At 44.9% G+C, this 22,050-nt stretch carries 20 protein-coding genes; 6 read left to right on the top strand and 14 right to left on the bottom strand.

The genetic code is table 11. The features are described 5' to 3' along the window. Positions 1 to 350: 350 nt before the first annotated feature. Both Q5691_RS21635 and ureC read left to right on the top strand, forming a co-directional pair. Positions 351 to 1,478, top strand: a complete 1,128-nt coding sequence (locus Q5691_RS21635) for a glycosyltransferase family 61 protein (protein ID WP_333230292.1) — start codon at positions 351 to 353, stop codon at positions 1,476 to 1,478. A 177-nt stretch (positions 1,479 to 1,655) separates the two neighbouring features. Further along, entirely contained in the window at positions 1,656 to 3,392 is a 1,737-nt protein-coding gene (gene ureC, locus Q5691_RS21640; RefSeq protein ID WP_333346920.1) for an urease subunit alpha, read from the top strand. A 226-nt stretch (positions 3,393 to 3,618) separates the two neighbouring features. On the opposite strand, the gene Q5691_RS21645 is transcribed toward ureC, so the two are convergent. The 4 genes from Q5691_RS21645 to Q5691_RS21660 all read right to left on the bottom strand — a co-directional run bounded on the left by Q5691_RS21645 (position 3,619) and on the right by Q5691_RS21660 (position 9,093). Continuing rightward, positions 3,619 to 4,254, bottom strand: a complete 636-nt coding sequence (locus Q5691_RS21645) for a hypothetical protein (RefSeq protein WP_333346922.1) — start codon at positions 4,252 to 4,254, stop codon at positions 3,619 to 3,621. A 253-nt stretch (positions 4,255 to 4,507) separates the two neighbouring features. Then, on the bottom strand, positions 4,508 to 6,220 hold the full coding sequence (locus tag Q5691_RS21650; RefSeq protein WP_333346925.1) for a calcium-binding protein: 1,713 nt from the start codon (positions 6,218 to 6,220) through the stop codon (positions 4,508 to 4,510). A 131-nt stretch (positions 6,221 to 6,351) separates the two neighbouring features. Beyond that, positions 6,352 to 8,025 carry a S8 family serine peptidase gene (locus Q5691_RS21655; protein WP_333346928.1) on the bottom strand — a complete coding sequence of 558 codons (1,674 nt, stop codon included), beginning with the start codon at positions 8,023 to 8,025 and terminating at the stop codon, positions 6,352 to 6,354. Between the two features lie 171 nt (positions 8,026 to 8,196). Beyond that, the gene (locus Q5691_RS21660) at positions 8,197 to 9,093 is read right to left on the bottom strand and encodes an aspartoacylase (protein ID WP_333346931.1); all 897 of its coding nucleotides are present in this window, start codon (positions 9,091 to 9,093) and stop codon (positions 8,197 to 8,199) included. Between the two features lie 244 nt (positions 9,094 to 9,337). Between Q5691_RS21660 and Q5691_RS21665 the strand changes: the two genes are divergently transcribed. Further along, a complete protein-coding gene (locus Q5691_RS21665) occupies positions 9,338 to 10,243 on the top strand; it encodes a LysR substrate-binding domain-containing protein (protein ID WP_333083738.1) in 906 nt (301 codons plus the stop codon). A gap of 304 nt (positions 10,244 to 10,547) precedes the next feature. Here Q5691_RS21665 and Q5691_RS21670 read toward each other — a convergent pair whose 3' ends face one another. From Q5691_RS21670 to Q5691_RS21710, 9 genes are all read right to left on the bottom strand, one after another. Further along, on the bottom strand, positions 10,548 to 10,742 hold the full coding sequence (locus Q5691_RS21670) for a hypothetical protein (RefSeq protein ID WP_333346934.1): 195 nt from the start codon (positions 10,740 to 10,742) through the stop codon (positions 10,548 to 10,550). Between the two features lie 199 nt (positions 10,743 to 10,941). After that, complete coding sequence (gene crn3 / locus Q5691_RS21675; RefSeq protein WP_333083735.1) at positions 10,942 to 11,274, bottom strand: CRISPR-associated ring nuclease Crn3/Csx3; 333 nt, start codon at positions 11,272 to 11,274, stop codon at positions 10,942 to 10,944. Between the two features lie 52 nt (positions 11,275 to 11,326). Continuing rightward, positions 11,327 to 12,253: a DUF192 domain-containing protein gene (locus tag Q5691_RS21680; RefSeq protein ID WP_333346936.1), complete on the bottom strand. Its 927-nt coding sequence runs from the start codon at positions 12,251 to 12,253 to the stop codon at positions 11,327 to 11,329. Positions 12,254 to 12,272: 19 nt separating this feature from the next. Then, positions 12,273 to 14,003 (bottom strand): NAD+ synthase, encoded by a 1,731-nt coding sequence (locus tag Q5691_RS21685; protein WP_333346939.1) that lies wholly within the window; start codon positions 14,001 to 14,003, stop codon positions 12,273 to 12,275. A gap of 87 nt (positions 14,004 to 14,090) precedes the next feature. Further along, complete coding sequence (locus tag Q5691_RS21690; protein WP_333083730.1) at positions 14,091 to 14,384, bottom strand: isochorismate lyase; 294 nt, start codon at positions 14,382 to 14,384, stop codon at positions 14,091 to 14,093. A gap of 70 nt (positions 14,385 to 14,454) precedes the next feature. Next, positions 14,455 to 15,204 (bottom strand): NrtR DNA-binding winged helix domain-containing protein, encoded by a 750-nt coding sequence (locus Q5691_RS21695; RefSeq protein WP_333311694.1) that lies wholly within the window; start codon positions 15,202 to 15,204, stop codon positions 14,455 to 14,457. Further along, the gene (locus tag Q5691_RS21700) at positions 15,165 to 15,764 is read right to left on the bottom strand and encodes a nicotinate-nucleotide adenylyltransferase (RefSeq protein ID WP_333215101.1); all 600 of its coding nucleotides are present in this window, start codon (positions 15,762 to 15,764) and stop codon (positions 15,165 to 15,167) included. The genes Q5691_RS21695 and Q5691_RS21700 overlap by 40 nt, the downstream gene beginning before the upstream one ends. Before the next feature lie 90 nt (positions 15,765 to 15,854). Further along, positions 15,855 to 17,279: a nicotinate phosphoribosyltransferase gene (locus Q5691_RS21705; RefSeq protein ID WP_333346942.1), complete on the bottom strand. Its 1,425-nt coding sequence runs from the start codon at positions 17,277 to 17,279 to the stop codon at positions 15,855 to 15,857. 197 nt (positions 17,280 to 17,476) lie between these two features. Continuing rightward, complete coding sequence (locus Q5691_RS21710) at positions 17,477 to 17,653, bottom strand: hypothetical protein (RefSeq protein WP_333215105.1); 177 nt, start codon at positions 17,651 to 17,653, stop codon at positions 17,477 to 17,479. A gap of 126 nt (positions 17,654 to 17,779) precedes the next feature. Here Q5691_RS21710 and Q5691_RS21715 point away from each other — a divergent pair, with 126 nt between their 5' ends. Next, positions 17,780 to 17,929 (top strand): isochorismate synthase, encoded by a 150-nt coding sequence (locus tag Q5691_RS21715; RefSeq protein ID WP_333083725.1) that lies wholly within the window; start codon positions 17,780 to 17,782, stop codon positions 17,927 to 17,929. An 838-nt stretch (positions 17,930 to 18,767) separates the two neighbouring features. Here Q5691_RS21715 and Q5691_RS21720 read toward each other — a convergent pair. Continuing rightward, positions 18,768 to 18,965 carry a hypothetical protein gene (locus Q5691_RS21720; protein ID WP_333083724.1) on the bottom strand — a complete coding sequence of 66 codons (198 nt, stop codon included), beginning with the start codon at positions 18,963 to 18,965 and terminating at the stop codon, positions 18,768 to 18,770. A gap of 355 nt (positions 18,966 to 19,320) precedes the next feature. Here Q5691_RS21720 and Q5691_RS21725 point away from each other — a divergent pair, with 355 nt between their 5' ends. Beyond that, complete coding sequence (locus Q5691_RS21725; RefSeq protein WP_333311692.1) at positions 19,321 to 20,598, top strand: glycosyltransferase; 1,278 nt, start codon at positions 19,321 to 19,323, stop codon at positions 20,596 to 20,598. A 152-nt stretch (positions 20,599 to 20,750) separates the two neighbouring features. After that, positions 20,751 to 22,028, top strand: coding sequence for a glycosyltransferase (locus Q5691_RS21730; RefSeq protein ID WP_333215108.1), 1,278 nt, complete (start codon positions 20,751 to 20,753; stop codon positions 22,026 to 22,028). Positions 22,029 to 22,050: the final 22 nt, after the last annotated feature.

The raw sequence follows: 22,050 nt of genomic DNA on the forward strand, positions 1-22,050 counted from the left end.
AATATGGCTCAAGCCCAACGTCTGGCGGGATTTGGCCTTAAACTAATTAAGGAGTTGTTTAGAATGAAATAGCCCTGCCAGTTTCAAAACATAATGCAACTGTAGGCTCTCTCCACACTATCATAGTGACACTCATCCCAATCCCAAATGTAAAATCGCAAATGGTATCATTTCCAGCCCTATGCCTGGAGAATGATAAAGTAAGATAAAAACTTTTTCTCTGCCTTCTGTATAAATGCCTTCGGGCTTTTTTTGTTAGTTCAATCTCCTACTTTTGAGCGAGTTAAAATCTGCCGTTTGCGGTCTAATGTGGTTGTAAAAACTGCAAAGATATACAGCAAAAGTGCGTGATGAACCCAAAATTAGTTGACCAGATCAAACAGAAATTGAAGCAGAGCTTGCTGGCAACATCAAGGCGTGTCTGGAGAACCCCGTTAGACCGACGCACCAGCATCAAATTGTTAGATGACAGCATAGTTTATAAAAAGCAGCACCAACCCATCAATATACCCGCATTAACCTCTGTAAAAAAAGTGCCTTCTAGGTTTTTTGCCACGGAAAAAGCCGTGTCTTTTGACCCAGATTATGTATGGAAGATTTCTTTGAATCAAAAAATAAATTCTTTAACTATTTGTACGTCGGGCAACACGCTGCTGAATAAGAAATTGCTTTTAGACTTGGATTTTCGGATTAGCGGTGCGGGCATTCTGGAATGGCCTTACAAACCTAACCAAATTACCTATCCGCTGGTAGTTGCTCCTTGGTCGCATTTGTGGTGCAGTTATTATGATTATGTGATTTTTGTGCTGGCTAAACTTTGTCGAATTGAGGAGGCTTTAGGTAAGGAAATTTGGCAAGAAGCTAAAATTTGTTATCCTTTACGACATACAGATTTTGAGTTGGGCTTTATGACCAAACTCGGTATTCCTGAAAGTTCACTAATCGACACTCAGGCTAGAGATACGGGATATCATGCAGAAAGTGTGGTGGTGGGAAACAATCAAGACTGGTATTTTCCCAGTCCTTACGATATAGAGCTTTTGCGGAAAAAATTCTGTCTTAAGGAAAAGGTAAAGCCTTATAGAAAACTTTATCTGTCTAGAAGCGGCCGGCGCAAGGTTAAAAATGAAGTACAAGTGCGAGAGGTTTTGAAAGAATTTGATTTTGAAATTTTGGAAGATATCTCGCGCAGTGTTGATGAACAAATTCGTCTGTTTGCAGAAGCGGCGGTGGTTGTCGGCCCTCACGGGGCAGGTTTTACAAATTTGCTGTGGTGTCAGCCGGGAACGAAAGTATTGGAATTCTTTTATGGAGGGTACACTCCGCCATATTTCTATTACATTTGCCAGCTATTGGGATTAGAATACTCTCGCATGGTTGATGACAACAATGTAGCGGAAGATTGGAGTTTCATTGGCATGGATATGACGGTGGATGTGGAGATTTTAAAAAGGCAAATCCAGAAAATACTGGAGTAAATTTGCCCGATTATACCATTTTAGATTTTCGAGGGGCAGAATTGATGACGATCGGGGTTTTAAAGCTTGCCTAATGTTGTATTTTTTTTACTGTTTCAGATTGAGGAACTCGTCACATACTATAATTGAAGTGGGTCTCAACTGCTAACTAAAAATTTATTAATATTAGGAGTGAACATGAGTTACAGAATGGATCGTCGCGCCTACGCGGAAACCTTCGGGCCGACTGTGGGCGATCGCGTCCGGTTAGCCGATACAGAATTATTCATAGAAGTTGAAAAAGACTTCACAATCTACGGGGATGAAGTTAAATTTGGCGGTGGCAAAGTTATTCGCGACGGCATGGGACAATCGCCTATTTCTAATGCAGACGGCGCTGTTGACACGGTGATTACTAATGCTTTAATATTAGACTGGTGGGGAATTGTTAAAGCAGATGTCGGTATTAAAGACGGCAAAATTTACAAAATTGGTAAAGCCGGAAATCCTTATATTCAAGATAGGGTAGATATTATTATCGGGCCTGGTACTGAAGTAATTGCCGGTGAAGGAATGATTCTCACCGCTGGGGGAATTGACACTCACATTCATTTTATTTGTCCGCAGCAAATTGAAGTGGCGATCGCCTCTGGAATCACTACAATGATTGGCGGTGGCACAGGCCCTGCAACGGGTACAAACGCCACAACTTGCACTCCGGGGCCTTGGCATATGTACCGAATGCTGCAAGCAGCCGACGCTTTCCCGGTAAACCTAGGATTTTTAGGTAAAGGAAATAGCAGTCAACCCCAAGGATTAATTGAACAAATCTTGGCCGGTGCAATGGGTTTGAAACTCCACGAAGATTGGGGAACTACACCAGCAACGATCGACACTTGTTTGAGTGTAGCTGACGAGTACGATGTGCAAGTTGCAATTCACACGGATACTCTCAATGAAGCGGGATTTGTGGAAGCTACAATTGCTGCTTTCAAAAATCGAGCTATTCATACTTACCATACTGAAGGTGCTGGCGGCGGACACGCACCTGATATTATCAAAGTTTGCGGCCAAGCTAATGTTTTGCCTTCGTCAACTAACCCGACTCGCCCTTACACTGTCAATACTTTAGAAGAACATTTAGATATGTTGATGGTTTGCCACCATTTGGATCGAGGTATTCCTGAAGATGTCGCTTTTGCTGAATCGAGAATTAGAAGGGAAACTATTGCTGCTGAGGATATTTTGCACGATTTAGGTGCGTTTAGTATGATTTCTTCTGACTCGCAGGCGATGGGAAGAGTGGGAGAGGTGATTATTCGGACTTGGCAAACGGCTCATAAAATGAAAGTGCAGCGGGGACATTTACCCCCCCTAACCCCCCCTTACCAAGGGGGGGAAACAGAGGGAATTAATGATAATTTTCGGGTGAAGCGGTACATTGCCAAATATACAATTAATCCGGCGATTACTCACGGAATTAGTCAGTATGTCGGTTCAGTAGAAGAGGGGAAATTGGCGGATTTGTGTTTGTGGTGGCCGGCTTTTTTTGGGGTGAAACCGGAGTTGGTAATTAAAGGAGGGGCGATCGCCTATGGGCAGATGGGAGATGCTAACGCCAGCATTCCCACGCCGCAACCGGTGCATATGCGGCCGATGTTTGGCAGTTTTGGCGGGGCGATTGGGGCGACTTGTCTGACGTTTGTTTCCCAAGCTGCGCGCGATCGAGATATTGCCGCACAGCTCGGTTTGCAAAAGCCCACTGTAGCAGTTTCCGGGACGCGACAAATTAGTAAAAGAGATATGAAACTCAACGATTATTTGCCACAAATGGAAGTCGATCCAGAAACTTATGAAGTTAGGGCGGATGGGGAATTGTTAACTTGCGAACCGGCAACTGTTTTGCCAATGGCGCAGCGATACTTTTTGTTTTAACTGATATCTTGCACCATTTTCAGCAACAGGCAAGATGCCTGTTCCACAATAAAATTTATATTTTGTGGGACAGGCATCTTGACTGTTCATAAAAGGCTAACTTACCATTGTGCAATATCTCAGTTTTAACCGATTATACAATCATGTAGTGGCGGGTTTTACAAACAATATTTGCCAAAAATAGACAATCTCAAAAACCAGCTTCCACCAACAGCAAATTTTCATCTTACTTCCATCCTGGATTTGATTTCGTGTTAGAAAAATTGAGCGATCGCACTATCAAACCCTGACACAAAAACCAAAAATAAAGTGCAATATTAATCCCGCTCAACAGCTTCGGTATTCCCTCCAGCAAGCTCGAAACAATCTCGTTTTTTAACGGCAGCGCTTCTGCAAAAAAGGCAACAAATAACAAACCAACCCCACTCAGCAGTAAAGCATAGGGAGTCGAGGGAATATACCTCCGAAAAGTTAATCCGTATGCAATTGCCAGCACGGCGTAAAATATGACAATTGTCACTTTCGGAAAACCCGCACGTCCCAGATGAACGTGGGTGCGAAAAACTTCATTGAACAGAAAGCAACTGGCAAACAGTGCCGAATATAAAATAAATCGATTTTCTGGGCGATCTGGTTGAATAATTCTCAGCAATCCAAAGGTAAAAGCGCACACCATTACCGATAAATAAAATAACATTTGAAACGCCAAGAAAAAGAAACCTGCACCCGGATACGTGGCAGAGCAAGGCGGCAAAAATAACCCTTTTACCGAAGAACCGAATAAATTCAGACAAGCCGTCACTATCCCAACTAGCACTAAAGTTAAACTATTGAACAAAAAAACTGTTTTATAATTTGCCATAATTAATAACTAAAAGCTAACAACAGTATATTGCGCGTCAAACCATTTTTTGCTAGGGCTTGTGCATGGGGGTTCAGAAACCGGGTTTTTTACGAAAATACTGCGTTGTGACCCGAAGATTCGCAAAAGAACTCGGTTTCTCTGTCGGAGTGCGTAATTCCCGATCGTGTTCTTTGAGTAAAGGTGAGATATTCGGTGAAAGGACAAAGCATTGCTGTGTTTCTACAGCAGGCAATTGAGAATCTACAGATATTTAAACAGAGACGAAATCTTCAGAGCCGATGAGATTGGGAGCAACACCTGTCAAAGCAGCTAAAATTTCACCGCTGCTAGCTAATCCAATTAATGTGCCGTTAGTTCCAGCGGAAATTGATAGTTGTCCGAAAGTCAAGCCGTTCATTAATTGAATGGTATCTTGAGCGTGGCCGAAATCAGAGATTGTATCAACTCCCAACCCCGCACCTAAAACAAATACATCGTTGCCCGCGCCGCCGACTAGAATATCGTTTCCCAAACCGCCGTTGAGGGTGTCAAAACCTTTGCCACCAAACAGGTTGTCGCTGCCGCCGCCCCCGACAAGGATATCGTTGCCTTGTCTGCCGATAAGTGCGTCATCGCCGTCAAAACCGTTGATATTATCGCTGCTGGGAGTGCCTATCAGGTTGTCGTTGCCGTTTGTGCCGTTGATGTTGTTACTAGAAGTATTGATGACGCCTGGAGTGTTGGTTAAGTCAACAATAAAGAGGTCTGAGCCATTGTTGGTATCTCCCGGCACGAGGTTGGAGGCCTTAGATGAAAACGCCACTTTCTGCCCGTTGGCGGAGATGGAGGGGCTGTAGGATTCGCCGTTCCCCTGATTGCCCGCCCCTGAAACAGAGACGCGAGTGGTGGTATTGGTTGACAAGTCGCGCACGAAGATGTCAGTGCTATTGTTAGTGTCCCCCCGCACGAGGTTGGAGGCATCAGATTCAAACACCACAAACCGTCCGTCGGCGGAGATCGAGCTATAGTCGGAGGAGATCGAGCTATAGAGGGAGGAGTCGTTCCCCGGATTGCCTGCTGAGTCAACTGAGACGCAGGTAGTGGTATTGGTTAACAAGTCGCGCACGAAGATGTCGCCGCGATTGTTAATGTCCCCCGGCACGAGGTTGGTGGCATCCGATGCAAACGTCACAAACCGCCCGTCGGCGGAGATGGAGGGAATGCCGGAGGAGTCGTTTCCCTGAATGCCTGCTGAATCTACAGAGACGCGGGTAGTGGTATTCGTTAACAAGTCGCGGACGAAGGTATCGCGACTATTGTTAGTGTCTCCCGGCACGAGGTTGGAGGCATTAGATGCAAACCCCACAAACCGCCCGTCGGCGGAGATGGAGGGGAACTCGGAAATGCCGTTCCCCTGATTGCCTGCTGAATCTACAGAGACGCGGGTGGTAGTGTTTGTTAACAAGTCACGCACGAAGATATCACGGGTACCGTTAGTGTCTCCCGCCACAAGGTTGGTGGCATCCGATGCAAACATCACAAACCGCCCGTCGGCGGAGATGGAGGTCAACAAGGAATAGGAAATGCCGTTCCCCTGATTGCCTGCTGAGTCAACAGAGACGCGGGTAGTGATATTCGTTAACAAGTCGCGGACGAAGATGTCGGCTCTACCGTTAGTGTCCCCCGGCACGAGGTTGGAAGCATTCGATGCAAACGCCACAAACCGCCCGTTACCGGAAATGGAGGGGAGGACGGACAAGGCGTTCCCCTGATTGCCTGCTGAGTTAACTGAGACGCGGGTGATGATATTCGTTAACAAGTCGCGCACGAAGATGTCCTTGCTATTGTTAGTGTCCCCCGGCACGAGGTTGGTGGCGTTAGATAAAAACGTCACAAACCGCCCATCGGCAGAGATGGAGGGGATCTCGGAGTCGCCGATCACCTGATTGCCTGCTGAGTCAACTGAGACGCGATTAATAGTCATAAGTCCTCACATTAAAATTGCAAATTTGGTAAATAGACGAGTGTTCGATCGCCCGAAGCTTCTGACAAAACAGATTCGCGCGGTTGTAGGGCGATCGACTAATGTTTCTGAATAGTTGCTGCCTATTCTTTCTAGGCTATTATCCCATTTGGGTTGGCTGTTGAAGTCAAAATTTGCTCAACCTGAGCCGGAGTTAGATTCGGATTTGCATTCAAAACTAAAGCGGCTACACCCGCCACGTGAGGGGCCGCCATCGATGTGCCTTCGTAGGTTTTGTAAGTGTTATTTGGAGTTGTAGAAAGGATATCTACTCCAGGTGCGACTACGTAATCCAAAGGTTTAGAACCTGCATAGTTAGAGAAGTAAGCCACTCTGCCATTTTGATCGATTCCTCCGACAGCAATTCCGAAGCGATCGGCATTTCTAGCTGGATAATCTGGTTGGCTGGAATAATCATTTCCTGCTGACATGACGACAACAGAGCCTTTGCTATTTGCATACTGAACTGCGTCCTCAATTACCTTGGAAGATAACCGATAATCGCCCAAGCTGAGGTTAATTACATTGGCTCCATTATTAGCAGCATAGCGAATTCCTTCTGCAATACTATTGATATTCCCATTATACGAGTCCCACACCTTGACAGGCATAATTTTGGCATTGGGGGCAACTCCTGTGATGTGAAAACCATTTCGTTCGGCCGCAATCGCGCCTGCTACGTGAGTCCCATGACCGTCCCAATCCATTGGGTTGTTGTCGTTCCACACAAAATCCCAACCCCGAATATCATCAATATATCCGTTGCGATCGTCGTCAATTTGGTTATTGGGAATCTCATCCGCATTCTGCCAAATATTGGCATCTAAATCGAGATGGGTGTAGTCAACACCGCTATCCACGACAGCTACAACAATCCCATTTCCGGTAATTCCCCCCTGCCAAACTTCCGGCGCATTTACCATGTCTCTTGCCCAATCATTCCCGCCCAAATTAGGAACTTCTGGGAACTTAACTGGACTGTTAAAAGTGCGGGCTACTGCTGCATTTGCATCCACTAAACCGTATCCGTAATTGCTGCTAAAACCAGTAGCAGGTGTTGCAGTAAGCTCCAGGTTGTAATTCTTATAGCCAGAGTAACTATAAACTCCGACATAGTAATTTCCGGGAGTCAGGTTGAAGAAATTTATCTCGCGGGATGTACTGACTAAGGTAGAAATTCTGTCAATAATTTCGTCAGGTTCTGCCCAACCGTTGCGGTTCTTATCTTCAATTAACTCGATGCCGACATTAGCACTCAAACCGTCGAGACGCAAGCTTAAATTGCTATTGCTGCTGACAGTAAAACTGTAATAATCGTCAGTATCACCAACTCCGACAAAATCGCTTAAGTTGACGCTGCTGTTATCAACTACACCTATATTGCGTGCAGTGGCTAAGGAGTTGCCTGGATCTGATAAATTCAACTGATTAGCCGTTCTCGTTCCTGTGAGGGGATCTGTGCCGACAGCGATCGCATCTGAGTTCGATTTTTGTTGAGCAGGAGATGTAATGCTAGCGACTTGATTGTTGGCTGAGTAACTGAGGCTCTCGCTGCTTTGGGTTACTACAAAATCTGCTATTTGTCCTTGTTCGCCGATCGCGATCGCTGTCAAATTATCAGTGTCAAGACCGTGGGTGGGGATGCTACCGCTAAATTGACTGGATGCAGTGAAAAAATTAAGCTGACCGCTGTTACCAAAGGTTGTTAATGCTGCTGTGAGCTGCTGTTCGCGATCGATTGCCAATATACCGAGCGTACTTTCCATAAATTCACTCCTGATAATTTGAGATTCACTGGTGTTTAAGGGAGACAATGCTTGATTTTAAATTAATTAACATTCTTCCATCGGCGAAATGATAAGTCAATTCATAAATTCATTGCTTGAGTTCATAAAAGTCATAACCCTAATTTCATAAAAGTCATATTTTTCGGCAAGTTATGCCGTTTCAAGCTGAAGCTGTTGTTTTTGCGTCAAAACCATCGCTATGTGTTTTTCGTAATAGGCAGCTTCGTTAATGAATACAGGGAAAACAGTAGATTCTCCTTGATAGGGGAGTGATTCTCCCGTAAATGTGAGAAACATCGGTTCACCGGGATGCAAGGGTTCATAGTCTTTGAACTGAAGTTGGGGGTGGATCGCAGCTTGCAGTTCACCTAGTGAATTTCTGGGATAGTCTACTGAGCCGATCGCCTGATATACAGTTAAATATGATGGTATAGGAAGCGGCTTTCCCTGATTTTGTGCATCGAGATAATCCAGAATGGCGTGGACTAGCATTTCGGTTTGCTGAAGCTGACGGGCGTTAATGACTCCCTGGGCGATGGGCCCAACTTCTATGGTGCCACCGAAAGCAGAGAGCGATCGAAGCATTGGGGCATCCTCACCACAATGCTCTCCGAAACAAACTCGCAGTGAGGGTTCGATCTCACTCAAATAAGCTAATAATTGCAAATTGAATGGATGTTTGCTAGATGGTAAAATTGTCAGCCCCATGTTGGCCGTTGTGCTGTGAAGGTCAACGATCACATCAGCCCCATGTTCGTCTTTCGGACATAGTTGGGCGGAGATTTCCTTAGCACGTCTGTTCTCGTAACCCATCAAATCTGGGTTAGACAAATCTTCCTCGGCAAAGCAACGGTTCAAATCGCGATAGACATAACGCCGATTGGACTTTACCGCTTGAGGATTAGCTAATAGAGTAACCACCTCAAAGCTCGATCGTTTCAGTAAGTCTGGGAATTGTTGAAACTTCTTAATCAGATAAACCCCAGTCAACTCGTTTCCGTGGGTTCCTCCCACAACTGCAACTCGTCGAATTACTTGCGAAATCATGAATAATCCTCATTAAGCAATACTTAAATAGGTATTTTGTGCCGAAATTTATAACTATTACTTTCAAAATAAAGAAGTTATAGCTATATGTCAAATACTTTTTTATATATAACAATATACTTAAAAAATATAGTATTTAATCCCCGTTACCAAAGAGAATATAACTGTAGGCTCGTGCTCCAAACCATGATAGTAATCATTCATTCCCAATCATTCAATTCTCAAATCTAAAATCGTATAACCTATGGAACTTCGCCATCTTCGTTACTTCATTGCAGTGGCAGACGAACTGAGCTTTAGTCGCGCGGCAAAGCGATTGCACATTGCCCAACCGCCCCTAAGTCAACAAATTAAAGATTTAGAGGCTGAACTGGGTGTGAAGCTATTCGATCGCAAAAGTCACCCGATTCAGCTAACCCCAGCAGGACAGGCGTTTTTAGAAGAAGCTCGCGCAACTTTGGTACAGTTAGAACAAGCGGTACATAAAACCCAGCGCATTCATCAGGGTGAATTGGGTTATTTGACGGTGGGTTTTCCCAGTTCGATCGCGAATGGTGTCTTTCCAGAGATGCTGCGAACTTTTCGACAGCGATATCCAGAGGTAAAACTGATTTTACAGGAAGAACATAGTGCTTCCCTAATTCAGAGGTTGCGCGATCGCCAGACTGATATCATTTTTCTCTATCTCTACCACGATATTTCTGAAGCCAATGATTTAGAAACGATGTCTCTCACACAAGAACCACTTGTCGTCGTTTTACCCAAAAACCATCCGCTTACAGCCCAATCCAAAATTTCGCTTTCCGACCTAAAGGATCAAGAATTTGTAATGCCCCTTCATCAGATTGTGGCTGGCTTATCTGAGGAAATTTACCATGTATGTTCGCAAGCAGGGTTTGTTCCTAAAGTTGCTCAAACAGCCGTCTTTATGGTCACAATTTTGGGATTAGTCGCAGGGGAAACAGGTATCAGCATTCTGCCATCTCACGTACAGAATCTTCAACGGGAAGGAGTGGTCTATCGTCAGATTCAGGAACAAACGACAACCACTCAATTAACTGCTGTTTGGCGGCATAATCATTCGTCCACCATTTTGCAGCAATTCCTCAATATTATTAAAACCCTCTCAATTTATAGCAATCCTAAATGATTTGTGAGAAACAGGCATAGGTAAAAAGCTTTGAAAAGTCAAGCAAGTAAGGTGCGTCGCCATCAATAATCTGCAAGTTTTATCCAATATCTCGCAGCGACGCACCCTAGAGATTAACCCCACACAATATAGCTGCTACTGTAGTTCATGAACCTGGAATATGCGGTATTAACTGTTACTTGCCGCAAGCGAAAGTAGAAAACAGATTAATTTTTCTAACTCTCCACGCTTGTCATGTCTGCGCGCCAGCAAAAAGACAGTACCTAGTTTTGCTTTTATCGCTGTCAACATAACTTTGCCAAATTCATGCAGCAACTGTTGGATACTCCCCTGGTATAGGGATTACTTGCGAGCTCATGTTCCATCCTACTTGCTTGCTAAAATTTTGAATTTGACCTTCACAAGTTCGACAAGTATAAGCGCCGACTTTCTGCCAAATTTCTAACTGCGAAGTCAATCCATATTTGCCATCCATTGCTGGATTGCATCCACATCCCATCCGCGCTGAGGTTCGGACAAAACAGATTCGCGCGGGTGTATGGCGATCGATTAATATTTCTGAATAGTTGCTGCCTATTTTTTCTAGGCTATTATCCCATTTGGTTTGGCTATTGTCGTCAAGATATACTCAACTTGAGCCGGAGTAAGAGTCGGGTTGGCATTCAAAACCAAAGCCGCTACACTCGCTACGTAGAGTCTTAATCGCTCGGTAAACTCAATTTTAATACCTGTCCAACTGATACCTCGTGCTTGTGCGTCGCTACTACCACGGCACCTTCTAATCGCGGATCGTAACATCCCACCCAAGCCGCAGGATGACATTCATGTACTAAATACCCGTACAGCCAAATTGCTCCTCTACCTTCAATGACAATTCCTTGGCTTAATTGAACGTCTTGAGGAAGTTTCAAACCTTGTAAATCATCGGGTGTGATGATACCGTCTTGAGTTGTAATTCGCAAGCGCAAATGTTGGTAAGCTAAACCGTCTTGAGTTTGATGGGGGATTATTTTTAATTCAATAGGATTCATAGGATTCATAGGATGCAAAAATGTTGAATGCTGCGATAAAATCATATACCTTTTAGGGCAAATTGGGAATCCGATCGCCAACTTTGAGTCCCAATTGGGCTGCCCTTCCGCCTCTGAGTTCAATAACTCCATCAACGGGAACATCCGGGCCGTAGTTGGGGCAGGTTTCGCTCAAACACGGCGGTACGTTAGGAATTATTGCCTGCACTACGCCTTCCCGCAGAAAAACCATATCGAGCTCAATAAACACGTTTTTCATCCAAAAACGCACGTTTCGCGCGGGTTCGATGGGGAAAAGCATTCCTCTGTCGTCTGGCAATTCTGTGCGAAACATTAAACCTGTGGCTTGTTCTTGGGGAGTTTGCGCCACTTCTAGTCCGATCGCGCGATCGGCTATAATCGTGTTAACAGAAATTGGCAAAAGCTGACCCCTATCTAGTCCGCCAAACAGCGAAATAAAGTTTGATTCAGTCAGATTAGAATTTCCCAAAACAACTCCTAAATAATTACCAGATTTTTTGTCTTTCATAATAGTTTGGTTGTCGGAAACAGAAAGCTCTAAATCGCTAAACTTCATGCCTTCTGTCAAGACAATTTTATCATTGCCGTTGCCAAAATCTGTAATTATATCCGCTTCAGTAATAGTAGATGCGGCGGTTTTTTCAATCACAAATAAATCATCACCCGCGCCTCCTGTTAAGAGATCCCCGCCTTCGCCGCCTATTAGCAAATCGTTACCCCGATCGCCAAAAATCCAATCGGAGTCTTGTCCTCCATATATTGTATCGCTTCCCTGACCGCCAGACAGCGTATCAGCGCCTTCATTTCCTGCTAGCAAATCATTTTCCCGATCGCCAAAAATTCGGTCATTTCCCCCCAAACCTTGAACAGTATCATTACCCGCAAATCCTCTAATCGTATCGTTGCTGAGAGTTCCCAGGAGAAAATCGAAGCCGAAACTACCGTCGATGTTAACCATTGTGCGTTTAATGATGCGTTTAATAAAATGAAGATTTGGCGATCGGCATCCGCCAACCGGTACCAAAAGCTCGAGCACTAATTTTCAAACCAGGGGCTGCTTGCCGCCGTTTAAACTCCGCTTGCCTCACTAATTTTACTACACGTTTAACCACGGCTTCATCGTGTCCTGCCGCCACAATTTGTTGGGCAGATTCGTGATGTTCGATCAACCGCTGCAAGATGTCATCCAAAACATCGTAATCCGGCAAAGAATCTTGGTCAACTTGTCCCGGTTTCAGTTCAGCACTCGGCGGCTTAGTAATAATATTAACCGGAATGATTTCTTTTCCCAAGTCAGCCTGATTTTTAATCTTCTCACTTCCATAATTCAGCCACCGACAAAGCGAATAAACGCGAGTTTTCGGCACATCAGCAATCACCGCCAATCCCCCATTCATATCGCCGTAGAGAGTGCAGTAACCCACAGCCATTTCCGACTTATTCCCAGTCGAAAGCAGTAAATGTCCGAACTTATTGGAAATTGCCATCAACAGATTGCCTCGAATCCGCGATTGAATATTTTCCTCAGCAATCCCGAAAGTTGTATTGACAAACAAATTGGCGAGAGTGCGATCGTAAGTTTTCATCAAATCGCCGATCGGCAACATTTCGATTGCAATGCCAAGATTTCGTGCTAATTCCAAAGCATCATTAACCGAATGATCCGAACTGTAAGGAGAAGGCATCAACACCCCTAGAACATTTTCGGGCCCGATCGCGCAACTGGCGATCGCAGCCACCAAAGCCGAATCTATCCCGCCACTCAAACCGAGTACAACCTTAGAAAAACCGCACTTGCGGACATAATCTCCTACTCCCAAAACCAAAGCAGCCCAAATTTCTGCATCTCCTTCTGCCGGATGAAAACTTAAATCTGTTGTGGATCGGGCATCTTGCCCATTCCCACCGCTGCCAACTAAATCTTGTTTAGTGGCGTCATATTCCAGCACCGCAAAATCCGTTTCAAAAGAAGCTAATACCTGAATTAAATCACCCTTTCGATTCACACCAAAACTGCTACCATCAAAAATAATATCGTCATTTCCCCCTACCTGATTAGCGTAAATAATCGGTATCCCGCAGCGAATGATGCTGTGCTGCAACATCGCCGATCGCACTCCCCGCTTCCCCGCAGAATAAGGCGATGCCGACAAATTCACCACTAAATCTACACCCAATTTTGCCAGATCGGAAACAGGATCGCCCGCGTAACTGCGTTTACCCCAAAACTCCTCATTGTTCCACAAATCTTCACAAATTGTCACGCCGATTTTGACTTCGCCAATAGAAAAGTAATTGCTGTTTTCTCCCGGTTCAAAATATCTATCTTCATCAAATACATCATAAGTAGGCAACAAGCGTTTATGAAAAACTGTTTTGACGGCGCCATTTTGCAACAAAATAGCACTATTAAACAAGGATTTTCCGCCGAGTTTAACAGCATTAGCATTAGGTAAGGCAGTGCCTACTATGACTGCCAACTCCGGCGGCAAAGCTTGCGCCAGTTGCTGCAACTGTGTACCTGCATCTGCAATGAAACTCGGATTAATTAACAAATCGCGCGGCGGATAACCGATCAGGGAAAGTTCCGGTGTTAGCAATAAGTTTGCGCCCTCAACCTCAGCTTTTTTCGCAGCCTCCAGAATCAGGTTGGAGTTGCCCAAGATATCACCAATAGTAGGGTTGAGTTGTGCGATCGCAATTTTCATCTCACCAAATCACCTAATAAATATTGCTAACAGTCCGCCGGCGCGGACTCACTTTCTTATATTCCTAGATTTGAATGTAGCGAAAGATTACTCAGATTTGTAATGTTTCAACTCTTCCTCAATATAATAATTTACCAAATCCCGGTAAATATTTTCAACCACATCAGGATTCAAACCCGATTCTTGAGCCCACTCGCGCCGCTGCTGTAACATATCGTGAAAGCGATCGAACGATCGAACACTAGCTTCACTCGTTTTGAACCTTGCTGCCGCGATGACGTATTGAAATCTCTTGCTCAAAGCCTCGATCACTTCTCGATCGATAATATCAATTTCCTCCCGAACTTCGTGAATATTAGCGCATTCATCAGGGTCTTTCATCGTCTGCACTCCTTAATAGCTTATATTCTAATGTTACTAAATTGATCCCAGAATGTCATCTAAGGAACAGCTAAATAAACACCAGTGGCTTATTTTTGAAAGGAGCAAAAGCGGCCGCATCAAAGCGGTACAAACTAGCAGGGCGGCCCGCCCCGCGCGAAACCTTAACACCGGTATCGCACAAAAAACCCAATTTCAACAATCGAGCTCTAAAATTAGAATAATCAGAAAAATTTTCTCCCAAAATAGTTGTATAAAGCTGATACAAATCGCTCAAAGTAAAAAGTTCCGGCAAAACTTCAAAAGCTACCGGGCTGTATTCAAGTTTGTTACGCAGTCGCCGATATCCGTATTCGAGAATTTGATTGTGATCGAAGGCCAGCTTAGGAACTTGTTGCACGGGATACCAAGCAATACCGCCGACACGGTGCCCGACACCCGCGACTACACTCCCAGCAATTAACTCAGCTTCCTCAAAGCGTACCAAAGCAAAATAACTAACCGAAAGATAACGATCGCCCCTGGTAATTTCCCGAGGATCGCGCCCGGGTTCTCCAAAAGTATACAATTGCTCCAGATACAAATTTTTTACCCGAATTTTCTCAGACAAAATTCGGTAAGCCGCATTTTCAAGAGACTCGCCCTGACGCACCAAAGTACCGGGAAGACTCCAAGAATCGATAAACGGTTCGTCTTGCCGCATTACCAACAGCACCAACAAGCGGTTCTGCACGGTATCGACGGAAAAAATAACATTATCTACTCCTACTTTAAAGTCAGCTAATGAGCAACCCTCGCTCTTTTTTGTGCCTCGTGCCATGCGTACAAATGCTCCCTATGGATGTAATCTTCGATGGTCGGAGTCAGAGCTTCCCTGTCTCCTTTTTCCCGATAGGAAGTAGAAGAAACATTGGGAGCACTCAAAGATGCGATCGCCACGTCTGCACCCATGCGCCTCAACTGCCACAAATCTATTTGCTCTGATGGATAACCGGGTCGCGGTACTATCAGCAAATCCACTTGTTTTAACAATTGTTCAAATTTGTACCAGCGAGACAGTTGCCCCACCAAGTCAGAACCGATTACCAGCGTCAAATCTGCATCCGGCCACAGCAATCTTGCTTGTTCCACAGTTTCCACAGTCCTCGGACTGCTGAGTTCTGGATGCAAGCAAAGATTGTGTCTGGGCGAATTAATTTCTTGAATCATTAACAGCAGCATTGCCGATCGGTGTTGTAAAGAAGTTTGATGCGACTTAAAAGGATTGTCCGACGCCCAAACTGCTACCCAATCAAAATGTTGCGAAAGCCAACTCAGAATTGTTTTATGTCCCGCTGTGGGCGGATCGGCACTGGTTCCAAAAAGAGCAATCTTCTGCATAGGGAATCGGTAATTGTTGACTGTTGACTGTTGACTGTTGACTGTTGATTGATGACTACTGACTACTGACTACTAACTTCAATCTAAAATCTAAAATCTAAAATCTAAAATCGATTGACTCTTTTTCGTTTTTTCGGTGAGACTCTGCAAATCTGTAGAAATTTCCACTGACGGCGAAATCGGGTTGTCAAGTTGGCGAGTTTCGGGTCGAAGACTGGCGACAGAAGCAGCAGTGCGTTTGGCGATCTCCTCCAAACTTTCCTGGTTATGAACTCGTTTGCCATCCTTGACAACCAACTCCATTAATGGTAAATAATAATCGCAATTGTGAATAGTTTCTCCCGACAATCCCAAATAATCTCCGAGAATTTGCCCATTTTCAATATGTCTAAAAATTTGCTTTCTTCCTGGATATGTTACCTTGCCGCTTGCCTCTTTCATCACCGGAATTCCGTCAATTTCCACCAACTTATAAACACCGTTGATAGGAGAACCGCTGACCAACTTCGTTCCCAAACCGTAACCGTCAATGCAAGCACCGCTACTTTTTAATTTCGCAATTTCTCGATCGTCCAAATCGCCGCTAGCAAAAATTGGAACGCCAGGCAGGATCGATCGAACTTCCCGAGACAGCAGCGCCAAATCGCCCGAATCCAGCCGCACGCCTTCCAACTGCATTTCACCGCTGTTTACTTGATCGGCCAACATCCGCGCCGCCGCCACAGTATCATAAGTATCGATCAGCAGCGGCGCCCCCGGAAAATAGCGGTGAAAAGCTGCAAACGCCTGATTCTCACTGCCTTCGAGGGCAGCCACAGCCATTACCAAAGCATGGGCGATCGTACCGACAGGCTTGCGGCCCAACTTCAAAGCAGCCAAAATATTAGAAGTTCCGTCGAATCCCGCAGCCAGGGCAGCCCTAGCCGCCCAAACAGCAGCTTGAGGCCCAAAAGCCCTGCGCGTCCCGAATTCCAGCAACTTAGCCTCCGGGCCCGCCACATCCCGCAGCCGCGCTGCCCGCGTCGCAATCAAAGTTTGATAATTTATCGCATTCAATAAATAAGTTTCCACTAACTGAGCCTGCCACAGAGGAGCCTCAATTCGCAGCAGAGGCTCGTTAGCAAACACCGCCGTCCCCTCCGGCACCGCCCAAACATCGCCAGTAAAACGAGCTGTGGCGAGTAAAGTCCAAAATCGTTCCGGGGCGTCGGCAAAAATCCCAGTGGACTGCAAAGCCTCAATTTGCGCCGGCGAAAACCGAAATTTTTCCAAATAATCGATAACTTGAGCCAAACCCATCGCGATCGCGTAGCCAAAACCTTCTGGCAGCCTGCGCGCGAATAATTCAAAACTCGCGGCCCGCCCGTCGATCCCTTCCCCGACGTAACAAGCGGACATCGTTAGCTGGTAGAGATCGGTCAAAAGGCTGTAATCTGCTGAAGAAACCATTAGTTCCTGGTCTTCTAAGATTTCTTCAAAACCTGTGAGCTGCAGGCTTTCTGTCGCAGTTTCCATAAGAAAAACCCCGAACAAACTTCTTTTTTTTAATTATAGTGACAAACACCATATCTTTTTGTAAATTTTTGATAAAGATTGCAGATATTTGTCGGACAAATTCGCTTATTATGCCCTTTAATAGCAGATTTAGGTTGATTTTTCGATTAATATTATGGTAAAAGCAATATAAATACTGAATTTAAAAAACTCAGGAATTAAGCACAAACACTCAAGCGTTCCGGGTCTTTTGCGAAAATATTTCCTTGCAGCCTTTGAAGAGAGTTAGACAACCCGGTTTCTGAGCGTCGGGAGGGCGATCGCGAGTGCTTGAGCTGAGCAAGGAAAAATCTACCAGCAAAAGGTCGATCGTCCAAAAATGCGTAATTTCTCAAACCTTCAGCTTGCTTCTATGTTGCAGACCAATAAGTAATTCAAATAAATATTGCTAAACTCATCCACAGCCCAAAAATCCGAGTAATATTAAAAGTATCAGAACTCAGACAAGAGAGGCAGATTCTATGAATCTTTCTAAATCTTTGACAAACGCAATGCGTTACGTTTCGGAAGCAGCGGTGCGGATTTTTAGCCCCAGCGATGACAACTATCCAAATAGTGGAGTTCAACCTTTTGAAGGTAAGCTTTCCAAAAGTTCTAAATCCAAAGAATGAACAGCCATTCCGGCAGTTTCTAGCGAGTTCGGCACAGGGATTCAGTTTAACAGTCAACAGTTAACAATTAACTGTTGGCTGTTAGCTTTTGACTTGGAACTTTTGACTTAGGACTTTGACCAAGAATTTCTTGATGGTATTCGCCACGTGATTTATCCGTGGAATCCATCCAAAATCTCAAATCTCAAATTCTCAACTCCCCGAATTTATCCGTGGGGTCAATCCAAAATCTAAAATCTAAAATCTAAAATCGAATGACTGTGAATAGTAATTGTAGGCGTGGTTTCCCTTCCTTCTACCCCACCTACAATTACCAATCACCAATTACATTTAACTTCCCAAATTGACAAAAGGTATAGCAAAACCATTTGATTTGTAAACAATCGATTCAATCATCACAAGCGTTTCAGGTTGTTCTACATTCACAACTCAAATAAACTTGCTATATATTCAGTGTAGTAAGCTTTTGAAATAAAGATTTTGGCGTTGCTGATTTAAGGTAGGAAAGGCTAAATATGCAAGGCATAGAAACCAATATTCACAAAACTTCGGGATTTTTAAGTGATTTTTTTCATACCCTGATTAAGCAAAGCCTTTTTTGTAGATTTATATAATGATTTAGACGTGCTATGGAGCCAGGATCTGGTTTACAAGATTATTAGTTCTAGTTGATTATGGTTGGTAAAAACCGCCCCTACAGGAATTACGCTCGATTCACACGTATATGATATGAGGTAAATAAAAACCCAGTTTCTTAAATAAACTGGGTTTCCATTGATGTTTTCTGATTGGATGTTTAAACTCAGCGGAAGCGCGATCGCTTATAGTTACAAGCCGCTCATTTCCCGAAATATGACTGCAAGTAGTTAATCAGTTGCGTGGATATGCGGGGCTTTAGATAGTCCGGCACTGGGCCTTCGATTGTGATAGTACGCATACCACCTGCGATCGCTTCGAGTTCCAAGTCGCTCAATTCTCGATAGGTTGAGTTTTCCGGTGTAGATGTTGCTTTTTTTATGATGCTTTCACTCGACATGGAAGTTACTCCTTGTGGATTTTTTACAGCTAGGCTATGGCTGGCCTATGCGTAAATTTAGTTTAGAAAATTCCCTGGCTAAAGTAGCTAGCTCAAAGTTGAGTTTTGAAGGTATAAAAACAACTTAGTTTGAACTAACCTTTGGTTGAGGAGATCACCTGAACTTTTGGCTAGGTATCGCAGATCGCATACAACTATATACTGGTAACACTCTCTGGCAATGACTAAAGCCTGCGTCCCATTCCTGAGTTTCTCCAAGTGATCGCCCCAACGCCCCAACGCCCCAACGCCTAACAAAAACCCCCCACCGCCCATTAAATGCTCAAAAGGTTAAATTCACACGGAGCCTTTACTAATGACCCACTTCGGCATTTTCTGTCCAGCCGGCGACGGCCACCTCAACCCCATGACAACATTAGGCAACGAACTGCTTCGCCGAGGCCATCGAGTTACCGTATTTAACTTCCTCGATGCTAAAACCACCACCTTAGCCAGCGGCTTAGAATTCCAGCCATTAGCTGAAGATGAATTTCCCCCAGGCTCAATGGCAGAAGGCTTGGCCCAACTGGGGAAACTCAGCGGAATGACAGCATTTCGATATACTATCAAAGCATTCACAGAGATTTCGACTGCTATCATCACAGAGGCTCCAACTGCCATTCAAAAAGCCGGTGTAGAAGCTTTACTCGTAGACCAAGTTTCATTCGAGGGAGGAACAATTGCAGAATTTCTCAACCTTCCTTTTGTCACAGTATGCAGTGCTTTGATGGTAAATAGAGACCCTAACATTCCTCCGTTTTGTACTTCTTGGCAATACAATCCAACTTTACCAAACCGCCTACGCAATCAACTCAGCTATCAGTTACTAAATCTGGCAGTCAAACCGATTCGAGAGGTGATTGCTGAGTATCGCCACCAGTGGAAATTACCTTTGTACTCTCACCCGAATGATGGTTACTCTAAACTCGCTCAGCTCAGCCAGCAGCCTGCTGAATTAGAGTTTCCCAGACAAAATTTACCCCCTTATTTCCATTTCACCGGCCCTTATCACAACCCAAAGACGCGCAAACCAGTGCCTTTTCCCTTTGAACAATTAACTGGCCAACCATTGATTTATGCTTCGATGGGAACTATTCAAAATCGCTTGCTGGATGTTTTTCAAACGATCGCCTCTGCTTGTGAAGGATTAGACGCTCAATTGGTGATTTCTCTGGGAGGTGGCGCGAGTCCAGAATCCTTCCCGCAATTGCCGGGAAATCCGATCGTTGTTGGCTATGCACCCCAATTAGAATTGCTGCAAAAAGCAACTCTCACAATTACTCACGCGGGGATGAATACAACCTTGGAATCCTTGAGTAATGGAGTACCGATGGTGGCAATTCCTGTGGCGAACGATCAGCCGGGAGTCGCAGCGCGGATTGCTTATACGGGTGTTGGGGAAGTGGTTCCTTTGAAGGAATTGAGCGTTCCTAAATTGCGATCGGCAATTGTGAAAGTCCTAACCCAAGAGTCGTATAAACAAAGGGCGATCGCGCTGCAAGAGGCGATCGGGCGATCGGGCGGAGTCAAGCGCGCCGCTGACATTATCGAACAGGTTGTGTTGACTGGGAAACCTGTTTTGGCTGGGAAATAATACTTTTTGGCGGTGATTTTAAGCTCCTAGAAGAGCAAAAATAAGCTGTAGCCAAGAGGAGCGATCGCCCCACCTCCCCAACGCCCAACAAAAACCCCTCACACCGCCGATTAAATGCTAAAAAAGGTTGAATTCACACGGAGACTTTACTAATGACTCACTTCGGCATTCTGTGTCCACCCGGTGCCGGCCACCTCAACCCTATGACAACATTAGGCTGCGAACTGCTTCGCAGAGGCCATCGAGTTACAGTATTTGGCTTCCTTGAGGCTCAAGTCACAACCTTAGCCAGCGGATTGGAATTTCAGCCATTAGCTGAAGAAGAGTTTCCCGTCGGCTGGTTCGCAGAAATCCTTTCCCAACGCGGAAAACTTAGCGGACTAGCGGCATTGCAACATACTTTTAAGGAAGTTGCGAAGACTTCAGATGCTATTCTTAGAGAGGCTCCTATCTCTATTAAAAAAGCTGATGTAGAAGCTTTACTCGTAGACCAAGTTTCACTGGAAGGAGGAACAATTGCAGAATTTATAAACATTCCTTTTATCACAGTTTGCAGTGCGTTACTATTAAATCGAGACCCCGACGTTCCACCTATTTGTACCCTTTGGCAGTACGATCCAACTTGGAAAGGACGCTTACGGAATCAAGTCAGCTATCAGTTACTCAGTTTGCTTGCCAGACCGATTCGAGAAGGGATTTCTGAGTATCGCAGAAAGTGGAACTTACCTTTGCAATCCCACCCAAACGATTATTACTCGAAACTAGCTCAAATCACTCAGCAGTCGGCTGAATTAGAGTTTCCCAGACAAAATTTACCCCCTTATTTCCATTTCACAGGCCCTTATCACAATCCTGCGACGCGCAAACCAGTGCCTTTTCCTTTTGAACAATTAACTGGCCAACCATTGATTTATGCTTCGATGGGAACTATTCAAAATCGCTTGCTGGATGTTTTTCAAACGATCGCCTCTGCTTGTGAAGGATTAGACGCTCAATTGGTGATTTCTCTGGGAGGTGGCGCGAGTCCAGAATCCTTCCCGCAATTGCCGGGAAATCCGATCGTTGTTGGCTATGCACCCCAATTAGAATTGCTGCAAAAAGCAACTCTCACAATTACTCACGCGGGGATGAATACAACCTTGGAATCCTTGAGTAATGGAGTACCGATGGTGGCAATTCCTGTGGCGAACGATCAGCCGGGAGTCGCAGCGCGGATTGCTTATACGGGTGTTGGGGAAGTGGTTCCTTTGAAGGAATTGAGCGTTCCTAAATTGCGATCGGCAATTGTGAAAGTCCTAACCCAAGAGTCGTATAAACAAAGGGCGATCGCGCTGCAAGAGGCGATCGGGCGATCGGGCGGAGTCAAGCGCGCCGCTGACATTATCGAACAGGTTGTATTGACTGGGAAACCTGTTTTGGCAGAAAAATAGTCGCAGACTAAAATCTAAAATC

The sequence above is a fragment of the Microcoleus sp. w1-18aA5 genome, assembly GCF_036701705.1.
Lineage (GTDB): Bacteria > Cyanobacteriota > Cyanobacteriia > Cyanobacteriales > Microcoleaceae > Microcoleus.

Excerpts from the sequence above, each read along its gene's own strand:
- Q5691_RS21715 (WP_333083725.1), top strand. The coding sequence starts at position 17,780 with ATGAATCTTTCTAAATCTTTGACAAACGCAATGCGTTACGTTTCGGAA.
- Q5691_RS21680 (WP_333346936.1), bottom strand. The coding sequence starts at position 12,253 with ATGGTTAACATCGACGGTAGTTTCGGCTTCGATTTTCTCCTGGGAACT.
- Q5691_RS21655 (WP_333346928.1), bottom strand. The coding sequence starts at position 8,025 with ATGGAAAGTACGCTCGGTATATTGGCAATCGATCGCGAACAGCAGCTC.
- crn3 (WP_333083735.1), bottom strand. The coding sequence starts at position 11,274 with ATGAATCCTATTGAATTAAAAATAATCCCCCATCAAACTCAAGACGGT.
- Q5691_RS21665 (WP_333083738.1), top strand. The coding sequence starts at position 9,338 with ATGGAACTTCGCCATCTTCGTTACTTCATTGCAGTGGCAGACGAACTG.
- Q5691_RS21730 (WP_333215108.1), top strand. The coding sequence starts at position 20,751 with ATGACTCACTTCGGCATTCTGTGTCCACCCGGTGCCGGCCACCTCAAC.
- Q5691_RS21720 (WP_333083724.1), bottom strand. The coding sequence starts at position 18,965 with ATGTCGAGTGAAAGCATCATAAAAAAAGCAACATCTACACCGGAAAAC.
- Q5691_RS21725 (WP_333311692.1), top strand. The coding sequence starts at position 19,321 with ATGACCCACTTCGGCATTTTCTGTCCAGCCGGCGACGGCCACCTCAAC.
- Q5691_RS21645 (WP_333346922.1), bottom strand. The coding sequence starts at position 4,254 with ATGGCAAATTATAAAACAGTTTTTTTGTTCAATAGTTTAACTTTAGTG.
- Q5691_RS21700 (WP_333215101.1), bottom strand. The coding sequence starts at position 15,764 with ATGCAGAAGATTGCTCTTTTTGGAACCAGTGCCGATCCGCCCACAGCG.
- Q5691_RS21705 (WP_333346942.1), bottom strand. The coding sequence starts at position 17,279 with ATGGAAACTGCGACAGAAAGCCTGCAGCTCACAGGTTTTGAAGAAATC.
- Q5691_RS21685 (WP_333346939.1), bottom strand. The coding sequence starts at position 14,003 with ATGAAAATTGCGATCGCACAACTCAACCCTACTATTGGTGATATCTTG.
- ureC (WP_333346920.1), top strand. The coding sequence starts at position 1,656 with ATGAGTTACAGAATGGATCGTCGCGCCTACGCGGAAACCTTCGGGCCG.
- Q5691_RS21690 (WP_333083730.1), bottom strand. The coding sequence starts at position 14,384 with ATGAAAGACCCTGATGAATGCGCTAATATTCACGAAGTTCGGGAGGAA.
- Q5691_RS21660 (WP_333346931.1), bottom strand. The coding sequence starts at position 9,093 with ATGATTTCGCAAGTAATTCGACGAGTTGCAGTTGTGGGAGGAACCCAC.
- Q5691_RS21695 (WP_333311694.1), bottom strand. The coding sequence starts at position 15,204 with ATGGCACGAGGCACAAAAAAGAGCGAGGGTTGCTCATTAGCTGACTTT.
- Q5691_RS21650 (WP_333346925.1), bottom strand. The coding sequence starts at position 6,220 with ATGACTATTAATCGCGTCTCAGTTGACTCAGCAGGCAATCAGGTGATC.
- Q5691_RS21635 (WP_333230292.1), top strand. The coding sequence starts at position 351 with ATGAACCCAAAATTAGTTGACCAGATCAAACAGAAATTGAAGCAGAGC.
- Q5691_RS21670 (WP_333346934.1), bottom strand. The coding sequence starts at position 10,742 with ATGGGATGTGGATGCAATCCAGCAATGGATGGCAAATATGGATTGACT.